Below are 20,242 nucleotides of genomic sequence, written 5' to 3'. Positions count from 1 at the left end.
GGGATATACCTGGACGGCCGATTGATAAGTTTTTCCATCTCGTGATTTCTGTGGCCGCTTGCCCGTGCCCGAATAGAATTACCACTGCTCACGACGGTCTCTCCGGGTGGCGGCAGGGGGGCGGCCGCCCGGGACGGGCGCGCGGCGCACACGCCGGGCGTGCCACGGGGCCGTCATTTGTGTCGGCGGTCGAGAATGCTCCGAGGTGGCATGCGCGCTCCTGCTGAAAAACGACGTCCCTTCTCCCCCTCTGTCGTTCTTTTGGTGATTTCGTGCCTTATTTCAGGTTGTGGCGGAATGGGCGGGGCCGTACCGGTGAGCGAGGCCGCGGTACGGCCGGCGACGCCGGACCACCAGGCCGCGCCGTCGAGGACGGTCCCCGGGGCCGAGGCTCCGGGGGTGACGCCCGCGGGCAGGGCTCCGGTGGTCATGATCATCGGGGACAGCTTCACCGTCGGGTCGGGCCCCGTCACGCGCTGGCAGAGCTACGCCGCGCAGGCCGCCCGCGAGCTGGACTGGCAGCTGATCACCGCGGGGGCGGGCGGGACCGGCTTCGTCAACCCGGGCCGGGTGGACCGGACCTTCGAGGACTCCTTCGCCGACGAGCTCGCCTGGCGCCCGGCGCCCGACCTGCTGATCGTCTCCGGCGGTCACAACGACCGCGGCACCCCGCCGGGCGAGGTCCACGAGGCCGCCGCGCGGCTGCTGGACATGGCCCGCGGGCACTGGCCGGCCACCAGGGTCCTGGTGATCGGACCCCTGTGGATGGGGGCCGCGCCCCCGTGGGCCTACGACGTGCGGGACGCCCTCGAACACGCCGCCGGGGAGGCGGGCGTGACCTTCCTCGACCCGCTCGGCCGGGACTGGGGGCCGGGCACGACCCTTCCCGACGGCGTGCACCCCACCCTCGAAGGGCACGTCCACATCGGGCGCTGGCTGGTCGCCGCCCTGCGCGAGAACGGCGTGCACGTCGCCCCCTGATCCGGCCCGCACGCCACCGGCACCCGTCACGGCCACGGTCACCACCGGGGTCCGGTCCGGTGCGTGTCACAGTCACCGGGGCTGCGTCGTCTGGTCGGGTGAGGCATGCTCTGGACCGGGGAGAGGCGGCGCGGTGGCGGAACTGGCGGACTTCGAGGAGCAGCGGGGACGGCTCTGGGGCATCGCGTACCGGATCACCGGGTCGGTGATGGACGCGGACGACGCCGTCCAGGAGGCATGGCTGCGCTGGCAGTCGCTGCCCGCGGGCGAGGCGGACAACCCGCAGGCATACCTGACCCGGGTCGTGAGCCGCATCTGTTACGACCGGCTCGGCTCCGCCCGGGCGCGGCGCGAGGTGTACGTCGGGCCCTGGCTGCCCGAGCCGCTGGTCACCGACGACGTCTCCCCCGAGGACCGGGTCACCGTGGACGAGTCCGTGGCGATGGCGCTGCTGACCGTGCTGGAGCGGCTCACGCCCGCCGAGCGCACCGCGTTCATCCTGCACGACGTCTTCGCGGTGCCGTTCCCCGAGATCGCCGGCGTGGTGGGCAGAAGCCCGGACTCCGTACGGCAGCTGGCGTCACGGGCACGCAAGCGGGTGCGCGCCGAGGCCCCGCACCGGCCGATCGACCTGGCCGAGCACCGCAGGGTCGTCGAGGCGTTCGTCGGGGCCGTCACGGGCGGTGACTTCGAGAACCTGCTGAGCGTGCTCGATCCCGATGTCGTGTGGCGGTCGGACGGCGGTGGCAAGGTGATCGCGGCCCGCGTGCCCGTCACCGGCGCCGAGCGCGTCGCCGGCCTGGTCCGGCGCTTCGCGCGCGGGTTCGACCCGGACAGCACGCGGATCGCGGTCCGGGAGGTCAACGGCGCGCCCGGTCTGGTCGTCGCCGACGCCGCGCGGAGGTGGAAGAGCGTGCTCGCGTTCACCGTCACCGGCGGCCGGCTCGTGGAGGTCATCATGATCGCCAATCCGGACAAGCTGCGGCACGTGGCGGTCCCGGACCCCTGGCCGCGGACCTCTCCGGGAGGGTGACCCGGGTCACCGTCACAGTCCGGCGGGCTGCGTCGTCTGGAGGGCATGACCACGGAGAACTCCCATCCCGCCCGGCAGAGGATCGTCGTCCTCGGAGGCGGTTACGCCGGGCTCGCGGCGGCGCTGCGCCTCGCGCCGCACCACCGCGTGACGCTCGCCGACCCGCGCGCCCACTTCGTCGAACGCGTCCGGCTGCACGAACTGGCGGCCGGTAGCCGGGCGTCCGTGGGGCACGCGTACGAGACCCTGCTCGCCGGGACGGGCGTCACGCACGTACGCGCCCGGGCCGTGGGCATCGATCTGGCCGCGCGGCGGGTCCGCCTCGACCACGGCGGGGGGACGGACGGCCCCGGCGGCGGGACGGACGGCCCCGGCGGCGGGACGGACGATCACGTGACCGCCGGGACGGAGGTCGAGTACGACCGGCTGGTGTACGCCCTCGGCAGCCGCACCGCGAGCCCGGGCGGGGCACGTGTGTACACCGCCGAGACCGCCGCCGGGCTCGCGGCGGCGCTGTCCGGCCGCCCCGGCGGGCTGGCCGTGGTCGGCGGCGGCCTGACGGGGATCGAGATGGCCGCCGAACTCGCCGAAGCGCACCCGGAGTGGCGGATACGGCTGTTGACCGCGGGACGAGTCGGCCCCGACCTCTCCGGGAGGGGACGGGCGCACGTGCGGGCGGCGCTGGCGCGGCTGGGCGTGCGCGTCGAGGAGGGCACGGCCGTGGAGTCGCCCGACGCGATCGACGCCGACGTCGTGGTGTGGGCGTCGGCGATGGCGGCCAACACCGGGCTCGCGGCGGAGGCGGGCCTGGAACTGGACGCATCGGGGCGCGTCCGTGTCGACGAGGCGCTGCGGTCGGTCTCCCATCCGGAGGTCGTCGTGGCCGGTGACGCGTGCGCCGGGCTGCGGATGGCGTGCGCGACCGCGATGCCGACCGGGTCCCAGGCCGCCGGGACGCTGCTGCGCGAGGCGCGCGGCGACCGGCCGGGACCGCTGCGGTTCCGGTACTGGCTCAAGTGCGTCAGCCTCGGCCGCGGGGACGGGTTGATCCAGGTCCTGAGCCGCGAGGACGAGCCGCGGGATCTCGTGCTGACGGGACGGGCGGCGGCGTGGGTGAAGGAGCAGGTGGTGCGTTCCACCGTCCGCACGTTGCGCTTCGGCGCCCGCCACCCGGCCGCCATCGGCCGTGTGCCGGGCCTCACCTGAGCCCGGCGGGCGGCCCGGACCGGGCCGCCCGCCGTACCGGCCTCAGGAGATGCCTCAGGAGATGACGGGTGCGGGCGGGGCGCCCGTGCCGGTCCAGGAGGCGATGAAGCCGAAGGTGGTCGAGCCGCCGGCCGGGACGGAGCCGTTCCAGGCGGCGTTGGAGAAGGTGAAGGCGGTGCCCAAGCTGCTCAGGGTCGAGCTCCAGTTCTGGGTGATCCGCACGCTCTCCGGGTAGGTCAGCGTGACCCGCCACGAGGTGACGGGACCGGCGCAGGTGATCTTGACTTCGCCCTGGAAGCCGCCCGGCCAGGAGTTGACCACCCGGTAGGCCGGCGTGCAGCCGGTGCCGGAGCCCGCGGTGGTGGTGAAGGTGGTGCTCTCGGAGTTCGCGGAGGTGTTGCCGGCGGCGTCGCGGGCGACGACGTGGACGGTGTAGGCGGTCTCCGGGGTCAGCCCGGTCAGGGTGACGGAGTTCGTGGCCGAGGAGCCGAGCTTGGTGGCGCCCCGGTAGACGTCATAGCCGGTGACGGCGCGGTTGTCGGTGGAGGCCGTCCAGGTCAGGGTGGCCCCGGTGGCGGTGACCGCCGAGGCGGCCGGCTTGCCCGGCGTGGAGGGCGGCGTGGTGTCGTCCGGCGTGGTCCCGCCCGCCAGGGCGTCGTGGACGGCGGTGTAGGCGGGTTTCCTGCCGTAGTTCTCGTCGTAGATCAGGGCCGCGCCCTGGCCGGAGAAGGTGTCGGGGACCCAGGAGTACTTGTCGGTGAAGCCCCAGATCGTGATGCCGGTGCACCGCGTCACCGCCAGGCAGGCTTTGACCATGTTCGTGTAGTAGGTGGCCTGGGTGGCGTCCTTGGTCGCGTCCCTGGGCATCTGCATCCGGATGTCGATCTCGGTGATCCGGACGTTCACCCCGAGGTCGGCGAAGCGCTGGATGTTCTCCTGGACCTGGCCGGGGAAGCCGTACTGGATGGCCAGGTGGCTCTGCAGGCCCACGCAGTCGATCGGCACGCCCTGCGCCTTCAACGTCCTGACCAGGTTGTACATGGCGGTGCTCTTGGCGTTGATCCCCTCGACGTTGTAGTCGTTGATGCAGAGCTCGGCGTCGGGGTCGGCCGCGCGGGCGTACCGGAAGGCGTCGGCGATGTAGCTGTCGCCCAGCTTCTGGTACCAGAACGAGTTCCGCATGCTGCCGTTTTCTTCGAAGACCTCGTTCACCACGTCCCAGGACTTCAGGACGGGGTTGCTCGCGTAGCGCCCGGCGACCCTGGCGATGTGGTTCTGCATCGCCGAGCGCATGGCGTCGGCGCCGAGGTTCTGCACCCAGCTCGGCGTCTGGCTGTGCCAGACCAGCGTGTGGCCGTGCACCTGCTGGTCGTTCGCCTCGGCGAAGGCCATGATCTGGTCGGCCCCGCTGAAGGTGAACTGGTTCTGGCTGGGCTCGGTGGCGTCCCACTTCATCGCGTTCTCGGCGGTGATCTGGTTGAACTCCGAGGCGGCGATGGTGCGGTAGGCGCTCTCGTTGGCCAGGGGTGAGGTCGCCACGGCGGTGCCGATGAACTTGCCGCGCGCCTCGGCGTGCGCGCGCAGGGTGTCCGAGGCGTGGGCCGGTACGGCGGGCAGCAGGACCGTCGCGACCGGCAGGACGGTGAGCGCCCCGGTCAGGAGCGCTCTGCGGAGTCTGGACATGGGGTCCCTTCCTGAGACAGAAATGTTCGGCTGTAGACAGAAACTTTCGGAAACCGGCCGAGGGGAGGGGGTACGGCGCGGGCCGCACCCCCTCGGGACTAGGAGACGACGGGCGCGGGCGGGGCGCCCGTGCCGGTCCAGGAGGCGATGAAGCCGAAGGTGGTCGAGCCGCCGGCCGGGACGGAGCCGTTCCAGGCGGCGTTGGAGAAGGTGAAGGCGGTGCCGGAGGCCGACAGGGCCGAGCTCCAGTTCTGCGTGACCTTCACGCCCGCCGGGTAGGTCAGCGTGGTCTTCCACGAGGTCACGGCGGCGGCGCACGTGACCGTGACCTCGCCCTGGAAGCCGCCCGGCCAGGAGTTGACCAGCTTGTAGGCGGCCGCGCAGTCGCTCGGCGGGGTCGAGGTGGTCGTGAACGAGGCGGTCTCGGAGGCGGCGGAGACGTTCCCGGCGGCGTCGCGGGCGACGACGTGCACGGTGTAGGCCGTCTCCGGGCTCAGGCCGGTCAGGGCGAGCGAGTTCGTGACCGAGGAACCGAGCTTGGTGGCGCCCCGGTACACGTCGTAACCGGCGACGGACCGGTTGTCGGTGGAGGCGGTCCAGGTCAGGGTGGCCCCGGTCGAGGTGACGGCGGAGGCGGCGGGCTTGCCGGGCCGGGTGGGCGCCTCGGTGTCCGGGTCGCCGCCCCCGCCGTAGATCTTGGCCTCGACGGCGGTCTGCGCGATGCCGTTGGGACCGTTGAACAGGCGCTGCCCCCAGGTGGTCAGCGCGTTCACGTTGAAGTTGGTGACCTGGTCGAGATACTCGACGCCGCCGCCGTTGCCGCTCCAGGACCAGCCGAAGTAGCCCAGGCCCCGCGCCTGCGCCTGGGCCATGATCGTGTCCTCGTCGGGGTCGCCGTCGGAGTGGTTGAACCCGAATTCGCCGATGACCAGGGGCAGCCCGGCGGTCTGGAACGCCTGGAGGTAGTCGGTGACCTCGGCCGCGGTGTCGAACACGCCGTACATGTGGATCGAGAAGATCGTGTTGCGGTCCGGGTCGGCGGCGAAGACGGTCTTGGCGTTGTCCCGCATGGCGAAGCGCCAGTCCTGGCCCCAGTTGGGGGCGTCGACCATGAGCGCGTGGTCGAACCCGGCCTCCCGCATGCGCTTGATCGCGCCTGCGGTGGCCGTGGTCCAGTCCGGGGTGACGGCGTTGTTGCCGATCGGCTCGTTGCCGATGTTGACGATGACGTAGTCTTCCTGGCCCTCCAGCGCGCTCTTCACGCTGATCCAGTAGTTCACGGCCTGGTCGAGGGTGTAGGCGCCGCTCTGTTCGCCGTACCCGGTGGTGTCGTGGTTCTCCAGCACGCAGATGAGCTTGTTCTGCTTGCACAGCGAGACGACGTTCGCCACGTCGGCGGCGCTGTTGGCGGTCCACCGGCCACCGCTGAGCACCACGCGTACGGCGTTGGCGCCCAGGGACTTGATCCCGGCGAAGGAGCTCGTCTGGGACGGGTACCAGGTGTGCGCGTGGGAGGTGCCGCGCATGACGAGCGGTGTGCCGTCGGCCTCGACGATCTTCGCGTCGCTCACGTGGATGCCGGTGTCGGCGTGGGCGGGGGATGCCGCGACGAAGACCGAGGCGACGGTCGCGGCGAGCGCCGCGATGGTGAGTCGTGCTCTCATGACCTACCTCAGGAGGGAGCCTTCAGGGAGGGGGCCCGGCCGGGCGGAGGGGTCCGCTACGCCCGGCCGGGGCTTGTGGGGTGTTCTCTGGGAGAGGGTGTTTCTGGGAGAGGGTGTTTCCCGGGGTGTTCCTCAGCGGGGCGTCAGCTCGCGGTGCAGGTCACCGTCGGGACGGCGTTGGTGCCGCTCTGGCTCGCGGTGAAGCCGAACGACGCCGACGCGTTCGGGGCCAGACCGCCGTTCCAGGCGACGTTCCTGACGGAGACGTCGGCGCCGGTCTGGGTGTGCGCGCCGTTCCAGAGCTGGCTGATCACCTGGCCGTTCGCGAACTTCCAGGTGACGGTCCAGCCCTTGACGGCGGAACTGCCCTGGTTGGTGACGGTGACGTCGCCCTGGAAGGCGCCCTGCCAGGAGTTGGTCACCTTGTAGACGGCCGAGCAGCCGCCGGGTGGGGCGTCGGTCGTGGTGAACGAGGTGCTCTCCGACGCCTCGGAGGAGTTGCCCGCGGCGTCCCGGGCCACCACGTGCACGGTGTACGGCGTCGCGGGGGACAGCCCGGTCAGGTCGAAGGAGGTCCCGGAGGCGGTTCCCACCTTCGCGGAGCCCCGGTAGACGTCGTAACCGGTGACGCCCACGTTGTCGGTGGAGGCCGTCCAGGTCAGCCGGGCGGTGCTGCCGGTGATCGCGGAGACGGCGGGCTTGCCGGGCTTCGAGGGCGCGATCTCGTCGTCCTCGGGCGGCGGCTCGTCGCCGGGCGGGTTGCCCCAGATCTTGGTGCTCCCGGAGTAGACCGTGATGTTGTCCACCCGCACCGGGGTCGAGCCCGGCGTGGTGGACACGCCCTTGTACGACCAGTCGTTGGACGGGTCCCAGGTCCCGGAGCTGGCGATGCGGAACTGGACCTCGCGCCGGTGCTGCGACTGGCCGGCGGGGGAGATCGAGGTGCCGGAGCAGTTGATCGTGACGTAGTAGGTCTTGCCGGACAGCAGGGTCGGGCCGGTCGGGGCCGAGCACTGGTTGTAGGCGGACGAGACCGTGATCTGGCTCGCGGCGGTGTCGCCGTCGAGGGTGAAGTAGTAGCGGAAGGAGCCGTCGGTCAGGTTCCGCGCGGGCCAGGCGGACTGGTTGCGGACGATCGCCTTGATCTCGGTGAAGGTGCTCCCGGCGGCGTTCACCCCGGCCTCGATGAAGATCTCGGGGCCGTCGGGGGTCTCCTCGACGGGGAAGTTCGCCGCCGGGGTCCCGCCGTACTCCTTGTAGAGGCGGGCCAGCGCGCCGGTGAAGCCCGCGTTGTAGTCGGTGGCGACCTCGTTCATCACGTAGTCGTCGCGCTTGTCGGTGTAGGCGTCGTCGGGCGAGGGCGGGCCGCCGACGAGCGCGCCGTACAGGGTGTGCCGGGTCTCGACCGGGTTGGTGAGCTGGTCGGTCCAGGAGCCGTGCGCGGTGCGGTGGTGCGGGTTCTTCGGCGGGTTGGCGCCGAAGCCGACCACGTAGGAGGAGTTGCGGGGGTTGTCGCCGAGGGCGTAGTCGATCTGCCGCTTCGCGAAGTCGTGATATCTCGTCTTACGGGTGGTGTCGGTGATCGAGTCGGCGTGCACGAGCGCCGCGAACGAGGTGTTGGCCGCATAGCGCAGCGACCCCCACCGGTCGAGTACGGCCTGCCCGCCCGGCGAGTAGTTCACCCGCTGCCCGTTGACCCCGACCGTCCAGTAGTCCAGCCACCGGTTGGCGTCGTCGAGGTAGCGCTGCTTGCCGGTGAGCTTGTGCAGCAGCACGTAGGCGCCGTAGGACTTGTCGTCCCAGGCGATCGTCCACTTGTAGGACCTGGTCGTGGACTGCGGCTCGGTGCCGAGGGTGTCGTAGTACGACTCGGCCTTGGTCAGGTAGGACGCCTCGCCGGTGGCCCGGTGCAGCCAGATCGCGCCCCAGACCAGCTCGTCGTTGTAGCCGCTCCAGGAGTTGTAGTAGCCCTGGGCGTCGGTGATGCACTCGCTGTACTTCTTCCGCACGGTGTCGGCGAAGGTGTAGAGCTCCCGCGCGTGCTTCACCAGCGTGTCAGCATAAGTCGGATTTGTCGGGCGGAAGACGATCGACGAGGCCGCCATCGCCGCCGCCGTCTCACCGGCCAGGTCCGACCCGCCGCAGGTGGCGTCGATCTTGTAGGCGGGCCGGTCCATCGGCATCGCCTCGGCCGGGCCCCACCAGGCGTGGTCCCGGCCGCCGTGGCCGACCTGCCCGTAGAGCACGTTCGGCGAGGGGTGCGCCTTGATGAAGTAGTCGTTGACGAACTTCAGGTTGTTCAGCAGGTGGGTGAGCTGGCCCGAGTCGGCGTAGGCGTCGCGGTACTCCACCGCGCCCCAGGCCAGCACGGTCGTGGTGAAGGCCATCGGCAGGCCGAACTTCACGTGGTCGCCCGCGTCGTACCAGCCGCCGGTCAGGTCGAGCCCGGCGTCCTTGCCGTCGTCGAGGGCCGAGTCGCCGCGCCAGGAGACGCGGTTCCAGCTCGGCAGCTTCCCGGACTGCTGGGCCTCGTAGAACCAGATGGACTTCTGCAGCGCCTCGCCGTAGTTGAACGTCGCCGCCGCGGAGGCGGAGGGGCCGGAGGCGGCGGAGGCGACGGCGGGCGCCGGGACGGCCGTCAGGGCCGTCAGGGCGAGCACCGCCAGGGGTTTCTTCATCGGGGGTGCCTCTCGGGGAGTAGGACGTGCCTCTCGTGGAGAAGGGTGGTGCCCGGGGCGCGGCGGCAGGTCAGGGGTACCGCCGTGCCCCGGGGTCTCGCGGGCCGGTCAGGTCAGGGGAAGAGCCGGCCGTACTCGGCCAGGGCCACGGCCACGTCGACCTGGGCCCAGAACCGGTGGAAGGTGAAGGTCGGCGCGGGGCCGGTGCCCTTCAGGTAGGCGTCCACCTTCGGCCAGTCCGGGTCGTTCTTGTAGAAGGACCGGATGGACAGGAAGGTGGAGTTGCTGTCGATCACGTCGCCGTTGGGCATCTTGCCGGTCCAGCCGGCCGGGACGTAGACCGGGTCGTCGAGGCGGTTGTAGTCGGCCTTCGTCTCGGTGGTCGAGACGCCCTTGGGGTCCTGGTTGTTCTTCCACATGCCGTCGAGCAGACCCTTGGCGACGTCGCGCGCCTTGGTGTCGCCGGACTTGGCCGCGTAGTACATCAGGACCTTGGCGTAGGAGCCGGCCACGCCCACGTCGGTGGTGTAGTCGCGGATGCTGACGTGCAGGTTCGCGTTGGAGCCGGGGCTGGCCGGGTTCCAGGTGTCGGGCTGGCCGGTCCACACCAGCGTCGAGGGGATCTGGTAGGTCCCGTCGGCGTTGATCGTGGTGTTGTCGGTGGCCCACTTGACCCACTTGTCCAGCACGACCTTGGCGTCGGCGTTGCCGGTGGCGTAGTACAGCTCCGCCACGCGCTCCATCGACCAGGCCTGGAAGCCGAACCACTGGTTGGACGGCGGGTCGTGGTAGACCGGCTGCCAGTCGTAGGCCATGCCGTAGAAGGTCGGCAGGTTCGACGGCGGGGCGGCGTAGTGGCCCTGCCAGCTGTTGGTCGCGCCGCCGGCGATCGCGCCCTCGGTCGACTGCAGCCAGCGGTAGAACTCCAGCTGCCGCTTCAGGCTGGTGCTCCAGTCCTGTACGGCGGTCGCCCCCTTGGGCTTGAGCGCGTCCACGCTGGACAGCACCCAGGCGGCCATCGGGTTCTGGTAACCGGAGTGGTTGTGGCTGGAGCCGATCCGCCAGGCCCAGCCCGCGGAGGTGTCGATCGCGCCGCCCCAGGCGTAGTACCAGCTCAGCAGGTAGGCGGAGCTGTCCTTGCCGGTGCCGGCCGGGCAGGAGGTGCTGGTGCAGCCCTGCTTCTTGAAGTACTTGTCGTACATCGCGTAGCGCAGGTAGTCGCCCATCTTCGCGGCCTTGCCGACCGTGGCGGAGATCTGCGACTCCTTGCCCTGCTCCTTGGCCCAGGTGTGCGCCCAGTAGGCGACCTGGACGGCTCGGGCGTCGGCGTCGGGGGCGTTGGTGTACTTCCACTGCTTGGCGTAGGAGGAGTCACCGGTGAACAGGTCCAGGAACCCGTTCCTGCCGCCGTGCTTGAAGGTGTCGCAGGACGGCTGCGGGATGGTCTCGAAGACCGACTCCTCGGGGCCGCGCTGGTAGGTGTTGATGTAGGCGGGCCTGGTCGTGCCGTCGCCGCAGCGGCCGAAGCCGTAGGTGTTGTCGACGTCGAGCAGCCAGTGCATGCCGTACACGTCGCTGGTGCCGTAGGCGGTCTTCAGCTCGTTGGCGATCGGGTCCACGCCGACGCTGACGCCGCCGTCCAGCTTGGACGGGTACTGCTTGATGTCGTCCCACTCGCCGGCGTAGGTCGCGGGCTTGGAGGGGTTGTAGAAGGAGTTCGTCGGCTGGTCGGCCGTGGCCGGGATGATGTACTTCTCCATCGACGCCCAGGCGTCGTTGAACTTGCTCCAGTCGCCGGTCACCTTGCCGTAGGCCGCCTCCAGCCACAGGTAGTAGCTGTAGGCCTCGGAGGTGGTCTCGTGCCCGTGGTCCGGGGCCTCGACCAGGAACGTCTCGACCGAGTGGTACGGCACGCCCTCGGGGGAGAAGTAGCCGTTGGCCGGGTCCTTGATCTTGTTGTACATCGTGGTGAAGCGCTTGACGTACTCGTTGTCGCCGCCGGGGGTGTCGTTGTCGACCTCGGTGGCGGTGGACTTCGCGGCGGTGTGCCCGGTGGCGGTGGCGGTGAACTCGGCGCTGCCGGAGGTCGTGTCGGCGTCCTCGGCGGCCTTGATCTTCACCGTCTGGGCGGTGTTCCAGTCGGCCGGGGTGAAGGTCAGCGAGGCGCCGGTGTCCACCGTCAGATCGGCGTCACCGCTGCTGCGCGCGGTCGTCACGGTGACGTTCGCCGCCGGGGCCTTGGAGAGCTTGACCGACAGGTTCGCGTCGCCGCCCTCGGGCACGGCGAGCGTGGCGGGGGTGACGACCACGGCGGGCGTGGTGTCGGTCTTCACGCTGATCCCGACCGGCTCGGAGGTCTTCGTCAGGCCCTTGTCGTCGGTGGCCCTGGCGGTGATCGAGTAGTCGCCCGCCGCCACGCCGGTCCAGTTGTAGGAGTACGGCGCGCTGGTGTCGGTGCCCAGCGGCGTGCTGCCGTTGAAGAACTCGACCTTGGCCACCGTGCCGTCGGCGTCGGCCGCGTCGGCGGTGATCTCCACCGTGGCGGGCGCGGTGAAGGACGCCCCCGCGACCGGCTTGGTGATCTTGACGCTGGGGGCCTGGTTGCCCGGGTCGCCGCCGCAGGTCTGTCCGTTGATCGTGAAGGCGGCCGGCTTGGGGTTGCTCCCGGACCAGCTGCCGTTGAAGCCGATGCCGACCGAGCCGCCGGTGGGGATCCGGCGGTTCCAGTCGAGGTTCTTGGCGGTGACGGAGGCTCCGGTCTGCGCCCAGGTCGCGCTCCAGCCCTGGACCACCTTCTGGGTGGTGGTCGGGAAGTCGAAGCCGAGGGTCCAGCCGTCCAGCGGGTCGCCCAGGTTCTTGATGGTCACGTTGGCGGTGAATCCGCCCTGCCAGTCGTTCGTCGAGTAGACGACGTCACAGGAGACGGCCGCGTGCGCGGGGGAGGCGGCGAGAGCGGTGAACATCCCGGACGTCAGGCTGAGCAGCGCCAGCGCGGCGACGCGCCTCCGCCTCTTCGTCCGTGGGAGCGCTCCCGCTCTCATGGGGTACGGATGCATGTGAAAAGATCCTCCAGGGGTGACCCGTTGCGATTCCGCTGGTAGAGGCATCGCGTTAGATCAAGCAAGGATGAAGGGCTGTGGGAGCGCTCCCAAAAGAGGATTCTGGAGAGTGCCGGGCGGATGTCAATGGCATGAGTTCCCGGTTACGCGGGGGTTTCCCTCCGGTGCCGGTCAGGCGGTTGCGACCGGCACGGCGGTTTTCCGGAATCTGAAACTTTCAGGCGGGGCGGCGCTTCCAGGGCCGGGGACCGCCGGGGAGACGGGGTCCACGAGAGCCGGCAGCCTCTGGGAACCGGGGCTTTCGAGAGGCTGGGGCGCCCGCTTCCCGGGGGCTTCCGAACGTCCCGGAGCTTCGCCGGGACTCAGCGCAGGGGCGGGCTGGCGAGCTCGGCGCGGCCCAGGGCCAGCTCCGGCCACCACTCCCCGCCGCCCGGGGGCTCCGTGCCGTAGACCGGGTCCTCGGGGCCGTCGGTGCCGCGCGTGCACGTCCCGTTCGAGTGGCCGGGCATGGAGATCCACAGGTAGGCGTCCACCAGCTCGGAGTCCGTCGACGTGGTCGGCCGGAGGCCGACGCCGCGCCCGGGAGGGTTGCACCAGGTCTGCGGCTTGGCGTACTCCTTGTCCGGCACCCACTCGCCCTGTCCGTTGCGGCTGGTGTCGATCACGAAGTGCGGGAGCGCGGACGGGTCGTCCGGCGCCGCCGCGATCTCCGCGTCGAGGCAGTCCTCCGTCCCCTCCGTCACCTGGACGTGGACGCATCTGGCGAGCCGGCCGCCGTAGTCGACGAGTCCCGCCGTGGGCTGGTAGCCGCTGGCGTTGAGGAAGAAACCGTCCGCCTCGGTGACCCCCGCCCTGACGAGCCGGTGCGCCATCTCCTCCAGGCTGGGCCACTTCTCGAAGCTGCCGTCGAGGTAGACCGCGGTGCGGGGCAGCGCGCCGAGCTTGCCGACGGCGTAGGAGAGGTTGCCGAACCGGTCCTCGGCGCCCGTGGGGCCTCCCAGGTCGCACTCGGCGGTCCCCGGGACGTTCACGAGGCTCTGCGGCTCCAGGATCACCACGGCCCGCGCGTCGCCGATCCCCTCGGCGACCTGGTCGATCCAGGAGCGGTAGGAGGCGGGATCCGTCGCGCCTCCGGCCGGCCCGGGCGGGCGGCAGTCCTTGAACGGCATGTTGTAGGTGACGAAGACCGGGACGGAGTTCTCCTTCGCGGCGAGCTTCACGGTCGCGGAGACGGTACGGCGGGCCTTGTCGGCGGGGCCCTTCAGCCAGATGGCCTGGGGGGTCTCGGCCAGGGCGGTCATCAGCTCCGCGTCCTTCGCCCGCCCGGCCGCGGCCCAGAGCTTCGCCTGCCGGGCGGCGTCGCCGTCCGGTTGGGCGAAGAGGCGGACGCCTCCCTCGTCGAGGGGGTTGGGGCCCGAGGCGCTCAACGGCGGGGTCGAGGCGGAGGGGGACGGCGGGGCGGCGACGGGCTCGCTCGCCTGCGCCGCCGTACCCGAGGGGACGGGGGACGACACGGACGGGGCGGCGTCCCCCGCGGAGCCGGACTGCAGCGCGATGACGACCGCGACCGTCGCGGCCACGGCGCCCGTCACGGCCCCCGCGCTCACCCAGGGGCGGCGGCGGCCGAACGTCGTGAGGGCGCGCCCGAGGGTGGGTTCGCGGTCTCTTCCGGCGCCCGCGGTCCCGCCGGTCCGGGCCTCCTGGCCGGCGGCCGCCGCGTTCGGGAGGGTCACGTGCCCGCCCGCCGCGGCGGGCGCTCCCGGGCCCGTCGTCCCCGGGTTCACGGGACCCGGGGGAGGAACCGCGGGGCCCGCGCCGAGCCCGCCGGGGCCCACGGGGAGGGCCTCGGAGCCCGCGCTGAGCGCGTCGAGCAGGTTCTGCGGGGTCGGGCGGTCGGCGGGGTTCTTGGCGAGGGCGGCGGCGACGAGCGGGAGGAGGGGGCCGCGTATCCCGGTCAGGTCGGGCTCGTCGTGGGCGACCCGGTACAGGAGCGCCGGCACGGCCCCGGTGCCGAACGGGCCGTGCCCGGTGGCGGCGAAGACCATCACGCCGCCCCAGGCGAAGACGTCCGAGGCGGCGGTGATCGGCTCCCCCTTCACCTGCTCCGGCGACATGTATCCGGGGGTGCCCACCAGCACGCTGCTGACCTGGCTGCGGTTGTCGGCCAGCCGGGCCACGCCGAAGTCGATGACCCGCGGGCCGACCGGGGAGAGCAGCACGTTGGACGGCTTGAGGTCGCGGTGCACGATGCCCGCGCCGTGGATGGCCCGCAGGGCGACCGCGATGCTGACCGCCAGCCCGTCGAGACTGGAGCCGGTCAGCGGGCCGCCGGTCTGGACCGCCCGCTCCAGGCTGGGGCCGGGGACGAATTCCGTCACCAGGTAGGCCGGGTCCCCGTCCGCGTCGGCGGCGAGCACCGGCGCGGTGCAGAACCGGGCGACCCGCTGGGCGGCGGCGACCTCGCGGCGGAAGAGCCGGCGGAAGTCGGGGTCCTCGGTCAGGTGCCGGTGGAGCACCTTGACCGCCACCTGGGCGCCCGCCTCGTCACGGGCGAGATAGACCAGCCCCATGCCCCCCTGGCCCAGCCTGCCGAGAAGGGCGTAGGACCCCACCCGGCGCGGGTCGCCGTCCCGCAAAGCCTCCATGTTCCCCCCGTCGAAACTCGACAAGGATCATAAAGGACAGTCCATGGTCATATGTGAGGGTTTTTTCTGCTTCATCTAGCTTCCACCATCTTTATGATGGTCATATGGTGTTTATTCCGTGGGAATCTTGCCCATGACCATGAAAGACCTCGGCTGTGAGCGGTGGGTCCGGGCATGGAGGAGAGGCTCCCGGGAGTGAGGACAGACACGCGCGGCAAGTATTCTCGTATTGTCGGGAGTCCGGGGCTGTTTCCCCTTGATCGTCCCTGTACGTTGGCCTTAACCGGCCATCGCGCCTGTCGAACCACAACACCGTTCCCGCGGCCAGGCTCCTAGGGCAGGCGAACCATGACGAAGCTGTCTATCCAGGTCACTCACTACCGCACCTGCGTGGTCGTCTCGGTGGCCGGAGATCTGGACAAGGTCTCGGCTCCCCTCCTGGATCAGGCGTTCACGGACCTGCTGGCGGACGGTCACGTCCACATCATCGCCGACGTGTCGGAGCTCGAGTTCTGCGACTCCACCGGGGTCTGGCTGCTCCTGGCGGGGCTGCGCCGGACCTACGAGGCGGGCGGCTGGCTGCGCCTGGCGGGAGTCCGGGGCTTCCTCCAGCGGCTCCTGGAGCTCACCCGGCTCAGCGACGCCTTCCCCATCGACGCGACGCTCGACGATTCCCTGCGCCACGCGCCCGTCCGGCGCTCCGCCGGCCCCACCCCGCCCCCCACGGTCGCCTGACCCCGCACGCCCTGTCCGCTCCCGGTACGGCAGGCCGCCGCGGAGCGGAGCCGGCGGCTGCCGTACCGGCACGTGCCGGAGCGCGGGGTCAGCGCCTCAGGGCGCGCCCGACCTCCAGGAGCTGGCTGTTCAGGGCCGCCCGGAGCCGGTCGGAGAGAGCCCCCTCGCGGTAGCGGGTGGCGATCTTCTGCTGGACCCGGGCCAGGTCGCCGCCGCAGCAGACGCTCTCGGCCAGCACCTGCCGCAGGTCGAGGGCCACGTCCGGGCGGATCTCACCCGTCTTCTCCCCCTTGGCCAGCAGGGCGTTGAAGAGCCGGACGCTGCGGTCGAGGGTGGGCTCGGACGACCCCACGGTCTCCAGCAGGACCGTCGGCGTCGCCTCCGGCGTGGCCTCGGGCTCCGTGGCCCGCCGGCCCGTCGGCTCGTCGGACCGTTCCCGTTCCGGTCCGCCGGTGGGCGGCGCGCTGCCGACGCCCGGCCCGGGAGAGGGGGAGGTGGGAGCGGGGGAGCCGGACTCCGCCGTGGGCTGCGGGTGCGAGGTCGAGCCGGAGGCGACGGCGGAGGGGGGCCACCCGCCCGGGAGCCCGCCCGCGGGGAGCCAGAAGACGACGCCCGCGATGAGGGCCGCCACCGCCACCGACCCGGCCAGCGCCACCCAGGCGTGGGAGCCCGCCCGGTCCTTGGCCTGGTTCCGGGCCAGGGCCTTCTCCAGGACGGCCGCCGCCTCCTGGGCCCGCGGCCGGGACCGGGGGCCGTGCGCCAGGCAGCGCCGGCACAGCTCCGCGATCTCGCGCGGCAGACCCGGGACGTCGACGGCGGGCGGCGGCCCCTCGCGCTGGGCCTGCTCGATCTCCTCCCAGGTCTGCTCCGGGTACGGCGTGCCGCCGGTGAGCATCTCGAACAGCAGCACGCCGAGCGAGTAGACGTCGCTCGCCGGATGGGCGCCCGTGCGGATCAGGCGTTCGGGCGCCACGTAGGGCGGCGTGCCGGACTCGCTGGCCTGCTCGTCGTCCTCCTCCCCGGCGAGGGCCGCGATGCCGAAGTCGAGCAGCTTGGCCCCGTCCGAGGTCAGCAGCACGTTCTCGGCGGTGACGTCCCGGTGGACGATGCCCCGCTCGTGGGCGGCGGCCAGGACGGTGGCCACCCTGCGGGCCACCTCCGCCGCCTCGGGCCAGGGCAGCGGCCCCTCGGCGATCCGCTCGGCCAGCGGGCGCCCCTCCAGCAGCCGCATCACCACGTAGGCCGCCAGGCGGCCCTGGGTGGTGATCGTCTCCCCGTAGTCGTACACCTCGATCGCGTCCGGGTGGATGAGCCGGGCGGTGGCCCGCGCCTCGCGGCGGATCGGCTCCCGATCCGCCCCGAGGTCGGCGTCCAGCACCTTGACCGCGACCGTCCGCTGCAGGGACTGGTCGAAGGCGCGCCAGACGACGCTCATGCCGCCCCTGCCGATCGGCTCCATCAGCCGGTATCTGCGGGTGAGCACGTCCCCCGCGCGCAACCCGCGAGGCTCAGGCCGACTCACGTACGACCAGCTCCGTCGGTAACGTGGGATTGGCCCCGGCCTGCTTGGCGGCGCCCGGATCGGCGCCCATCGAGCCCAGCAGCAGCCGGGCGGCGAGTGCGGCGAGCTCCTCCACGGGCTGGCGCACGGTGGTCAGCGTGGGAGAGGCGCGCCGGGCGATCGGGGCGTCGTCGAAGCCGATCACGGCCACGTCGTCGGGCACCCGGCGCCCGGCGCGGCGCAGGGTCTGCACCGCCGCGGCGGCCATCACGTCGGAGGCCGCGAAGACGGCGTCCAGGTGCGGCATCCTGCGCAGCAGCCACTGCACGGCGTGCACGCCGGAGGAGTGGGTGAAGTCGCCGTACGCCACCGGGACGCCCGCCATCCCGGCCTGGGTGAGGGTCCTGGTGAAGCCCTCCAGGCGGTCCCGGGCCGCCGGCAGCCCGGGCGGTCCCGCGATGGCGGCGATGGCCCGCCGCCCGCCGAGGAGCAGGTGCTCGGCGGCCTGCTTGCCTCCGTCGTAGTTGTCCATGTCCACGTAGGGCAGCTCGACGCCGTCCGGCGGCCGGCCCACGCAGCGCACCGGGATGCCGGAGGCGCCCAGCGTCACCACGAGCGGGTGCCGCTCCCGCGCGCCGACCAGCAGGACGCCGTCGACCGCGCCGGAGACGAGCTGCGGGGTGGTGACGGTGGACGCGGTGGAGGCGGCGGTCATCACGGTGAGCGGGATGCCGTGGGCGGCCAGGACCTCCTCCGTGGTGGTGATCACCCGGGCGTAGAACGGCTCGGTGAACAATCGCTGGGCGGGCTCGCAGACGACCACGGCCACGGTCAGGTCGGAGCGGCGTCCTGAACCGCCTCGCGGAGCGCGGTGCCGGACGTAACCGAGCTTGGAGATCGCGTCATGCACTTGACGGCGCGTCGAGGTGGTGACTCTGACAGAGCCGGTAAGAACCCGGGACGCCGTGGCCGGGGAGACACCTGCTGCAGCGGCGACCTGGGCAAGAGTAGGCAGCTCGGGCATAGTTCCTCCACACCTAAAAGTCGTGCAGGTGGGAGCGCTCCCAGAGAACGTAGCATTGTTTCGGGGGCGTCAAAAGATGTTTCCAGAAAATCACTCGATGTCTGTCAGATTACTCTGACTCTCCAGTCAGGGGCGAGGATCGACATCATGATCGCGTCGTGCCACTCGCCGTCCCAGCGCAGCGCGTCCCGGCGCACGCCCTCCTCGACGAAACCGATCTTCCGGTAGACGTGTGCGGCCCGCTCGTTGAAGGAGTAGACCTCCAGTTCGATCCGGTGCAGGTCGGTGGTGGCGAAGGCGTGGTCGAGCACGAGCCGGATCGCCTCGGTGCCGTACCCCCTGCCGAACACCCGGGGGCCGATCAGCGCGATCCGCAGGTTGCAGGAGAGGTTCGCGGCGTCCAGGTCGTTGAGCACGATCTCACCGACGTAGGAGTCGTCCTCGGCGGCGCAGATCGCCAGGTCCAGCCGGTCGGCGTGCTCGTGGCGGGAGCCGTACCAGATCTTGGTGGCCGTGTGGTCGATCACGCCGTGCGAGCCGGTCAGCCGGGCGATCTCCGGGTCGTTGACGAGCTCCCAGAGGCCGTCGACGTACTGCGGGCCGACGGGCCGGAGCGTCACGCGCTCACCGGAGAGGGTGGGTTTGCTGGCGAACATCACTCGGTGTTCTATCGGTCCCGGTGGATCGGGGCAAATCCATTACCAGATGTCCGCACGCGGGACCCGCCGTCTCACCAGGGGCCGTAGGGGCCGGAGTTGCCGCCCTTGCCGGAGTCGCCGACGGCGGGCTTCACGTCGGCCAGGTAGATCCCGGCGGCGATGACGGCGGCGATGGCGAAGATGTTGAGCTGGCCGAGGCCGATCCCGAAGTAACCCACCGCCGAGGCGAAGGAGAACAGGGTCGAGAGGCTCAGGATGATCGTCCACAGCTTCTTGGTCTGCTTGCCCGCGACCGCGAACGCGCGGGCGGGGGTGCGCAGGGCGTGGAACAGCGCCCAGGCGGACATGCCGAACGCGATGATGCTCAGGATCCAGAAGATCAGGTCCAACGCGGTGCCGATCCCGCCCAACATCGTCACTCCAACCGCTCGCCTCAGTGGTATCCATCAGCCTAGGCGATGCCGGGTGCGTATCGGCAGGTTCCCGCCCCGCGGGGGATGGGCCCGCCGATCCCTAGCCGGCGGACCGCTCGGCGCCGATGCGCTCCCGGGGGACCCCGGCCGCGAGCAGCGCCGTGACGGACGCCGCCGTCATCTCGGCGGGGCCGCACAGGTAGACGTCGTGCTCGGCGAGGTCGGGGACGAGCTCCAGCAGGCGGCCGGGGGTGAGCGGGCCGCCGGGGCCGTCCTCGGGTCCGAGGAGGTAGTGCAGGTAGCGCTGCCGGCGCTGGGCGATGGCCTCCAGCTCGTGGGTGAAGAGCAGGTCCGTGGACGACCGCGCGCGGTACACGAGGGTGACGTCGCCGGGGCCGCCGGGCAGGGTCTCGAACAGGGCCCGCAGCGGGGCGACGCCCATCCCCGCGGCCAGCAGCAGGACCTTCCTGCGGGTACGGCTCCGCCCGGTCAGCCCGCCGAAGGGCCCCACGGCCACGACCCGGGTCCCGGGCCGCAGCCGCCGCAGCGGGCGGGCCCGGCCGCCGAGCGTCCGGACCGTGACGCGGAGGGTGTCCTCCCAGATCGGCGCGGAGAGCGGGAGCGCGAGCGAGGTCTGCCAGAGCCGCCGGGTCAGGAAGTGCCAGCGGAAGGACTGACCGGGCTCGAACGGCAGGGCGCCGAGGTTCTCGCCGACCATGTAGACCGAGATCACGCCGGGTCTCTCGACGAAGACGCCGGCCACGTGGAGACGGGCGAGGGCGGGCAACCGGAGGCGGGAGGGCGCGCCCGCGCCGAGGCCGGGCGGTGAGGGGACGCGGAGGCGGAAGGGCCCGGGACGGGCGGGCGCGGGGTGGTGAACGGCCGGGATCCGGCCCTCGAGCGGGGGCCCTGCGATGCTGGACACGGGAGTACGTTATGGGATGTTTTGCCCGGTCAGCGG

The 20,242-nt window shown here is 71.6% G+C and carries 14 protein-coding genes; 4 read left to right on the top strand and 10 right to left on the bottom strand.

The window, feature by feature from the left end:
• Positions 1 to 297: 297 nt before the first annotated feature.
• The 3 genes from Plo01_RS12140 to Plo01_RS12130 all read left to right on the top strand — a co-directional run bounded on the left by Plo01_RS12140 (position 298) and on the right by Plo01_RS12130 (position 3,220).
• Positions 298 to 981: an SGNH/GDSL hydrolase family protein gene (locus tag Plo01_RS12140; RefSeq protein ID WP_203890637.1), complete on the top strand. Its 684-nt coding sequence runs from the start codon at positions 298 to 300 to the stop codon at positions 979 to 981.
• Between the two features lie 133 nt (positions 982 to 1,114).
• Entirely contained in the window at positions 1,115 to 2,014 is a 900-nt protein-coding gene (gene sigJ, locus Plo01_RS12135) for an RNA polymerase sigma factor SigJ (RefSeq protein ID WP_203890636.1), read from the top strand.
• 45 nt (positions 2,015 to 2,059) lie between these two features.
• The gene (locus Plo01_RS12130; RefSeq protein WP_203890635.1) at positions 2,060 to 3,220 is read left to right on the top strand and encodes an NAD(P)/FAD-dependent oxidoreductase; all 1,161 of its coding nucleotides are present in this window, start codon (positions 2,060 to 2,062) and stop codon (positions 3,218 to 3,220) included.
• A gap of 54 nt (positions 3,221 to 3,274) precedes the next feature.
• Here Plo01_RS12130 and Plo01_RS12125 read toward each other — a convergent pair whose 3' ends face one another.
• From Plo01_RS12125 to Plo01_RS12105, 5 genes are all read right to left on the bottom strand, one after another.
• The gene (locus Plo01_RS12125; protein ID WP_203890634.1) at positions 3,275 to 4,903 is read right to left on the bottom strand and encodes an endo-1,4-beta-xylanase; all 1,629 of its coding nucleotides are present in this window, start codon (positions 4,901 to 4,903) and stop codon (positions 3,275 to 3,277) included.
• A gap of 98 nt (positions 4,904 to 5,001) precedes the next feature.
• Entirely contained in the window at positions 5,002 to 6,567 is a 1,566-nt protein-coding gene (locus Plo01_RS12120) for a cellulase family glycosylhydrolase (protein ID WP_203890633.1), read from the bottom strand.
• 143 nt (positions 6,568 to 6,710) lie between these two features.
• Positions 6,711 to 9,245, bottom strand: a complete 2,535-nt coding sequence (locus Plo01_RS12115; protein WP_203890632.1) for a glycoside hydrolase family 9 protein — start codon at positions 9,243 to 9,245, stop codon at positions 6,711 to 6,713.
• Positions 9,246 to 9,358: 113 nt separating this feature from the next.
• Positions 9,359 to 12,301 (bottom strand): glycoside hydrolase family 48 protein, encoded by a 2,943-nt coding sequence (locus tag Plo01_RS12110; RefSeq protein WP_203890631.1) that lies wholly within the window; start codon positions 12,299 to 12,301, stop codon positions 9,359 to 9,361.
• Positions 12,302 to 12,666: 365 nt separating this feature from the next.
• The gene (locus tag Plo01_RS12105) at positions 12,667 to 14,949 is read right to left on the bottom strand and encodes a glycoside hydrolase family 6 protein (RefSeq protein WP_203890630.1); all 2,283 of its coding nucleotides are present in this window, start codon (positions 14,947 to 14,949) and stop codon (positions 12,667 to 12,669) included.
• Positions 14,950 to 15,297: 348 nt separating this feature from the next.
• Here Plo01_RS12105 and Plo01_RS12100 point away from each other — a divergent pair, with 348 nt between their 5' ends.
• Positions 15,298 to 15,684 (top strand): STAS domain-containing protein, encoded by a 387-nt coding sequence (locus tag Plo01_RS12100; RefSeq protein WP_203890629.1) that lies wholly within the window; start codon positions 15,298 to 15,300, stop codon positions 15,682 to 15,684.
• Positions 15,685 to 15,772: 88 nt separating this feature from the next.
• Here Plo01_RS12100 and Plo01_RS12095 read toward each other — a convergent pair whose 3' ends face one another.
• From Plo01_RS12095 to Plo01_RS12075, 5 genes are all read right to left on the bottom strand, one after another.
• Complete coding sequence (locus tag Plo01_RS12095; protein ID WP_203890628.1) at positions 15,773 to 17,182, bottom strand: serine/threonine-protein kinase; 1,410 nt, start codon at positions 17,180 to 17,182, stop codon at positions 15,773 to 15,775.
• Between the two features lie 10 nt (positions 17,183 to 17,192).
• Complete coding sequence (locus Plo01_RS12090; RefSeq protein WP_203890627.1) at positions 17,193 to 18,209, bottom strand: LacI family DNA-binding transcriptional regulator; 1,017 nt, start codon at positions 18,207 to 18,209, stop codon at positions 17,193 to 17,195.
• 104 nt (positions 18,210 to 18,313) lie between these two features.
• Entirely contained in the window at positions 18,314 to 18,865 is a 552-nt protein-coding gene (locus Plo01_RS12085) for a GNAT family N-acetyltransferase (protein WP_203890626.1), read from the bottom strand.
• A 74-nt stretch (positions 18,866 to 18,939) separates the two neighbouring features.
• Positions 18,940 to 19,281: a DUF2516 family protein gene (locus Plo01_RS12080; RefSeq protein ID WP_203890625.1), complete on the bottom strand. Its 342-nt coding sequence runs from the start codon at positions 19,279 to 19,281 to the stop codon at positions 18,940 to 18,942.
• 100 nt (positions 19,282 to 19,381) lie between these two features.
• The gene (locus Plo01_RS12075) at positions 19,382 to 20,206 is read right to left on the bottom strand and encodes a ferric reductase-like transmembrane domain-containing protein (RefSeq protein ID WP_239316178.1); all 825 of its coding nucleotides are present in this window, start codon (positions 20,204 to 20,206) and stop codon (positions 19,382 to 19,384) included.
• Positions 20,207 to 20,242 lie beyond the last annotated feature (36 nt).

This window comes from Planobispora longispora (assembly GCF_016863135.1).
GTDB lineage: Bacteria > Actinomycetota > Actinomycetes > Streptosporangiales > Streptosporangiaceae > Planobispora > Planobispora longispora.
This window is presented reverse-complemented; position numbering and strand designations above follow the sequence as displayed.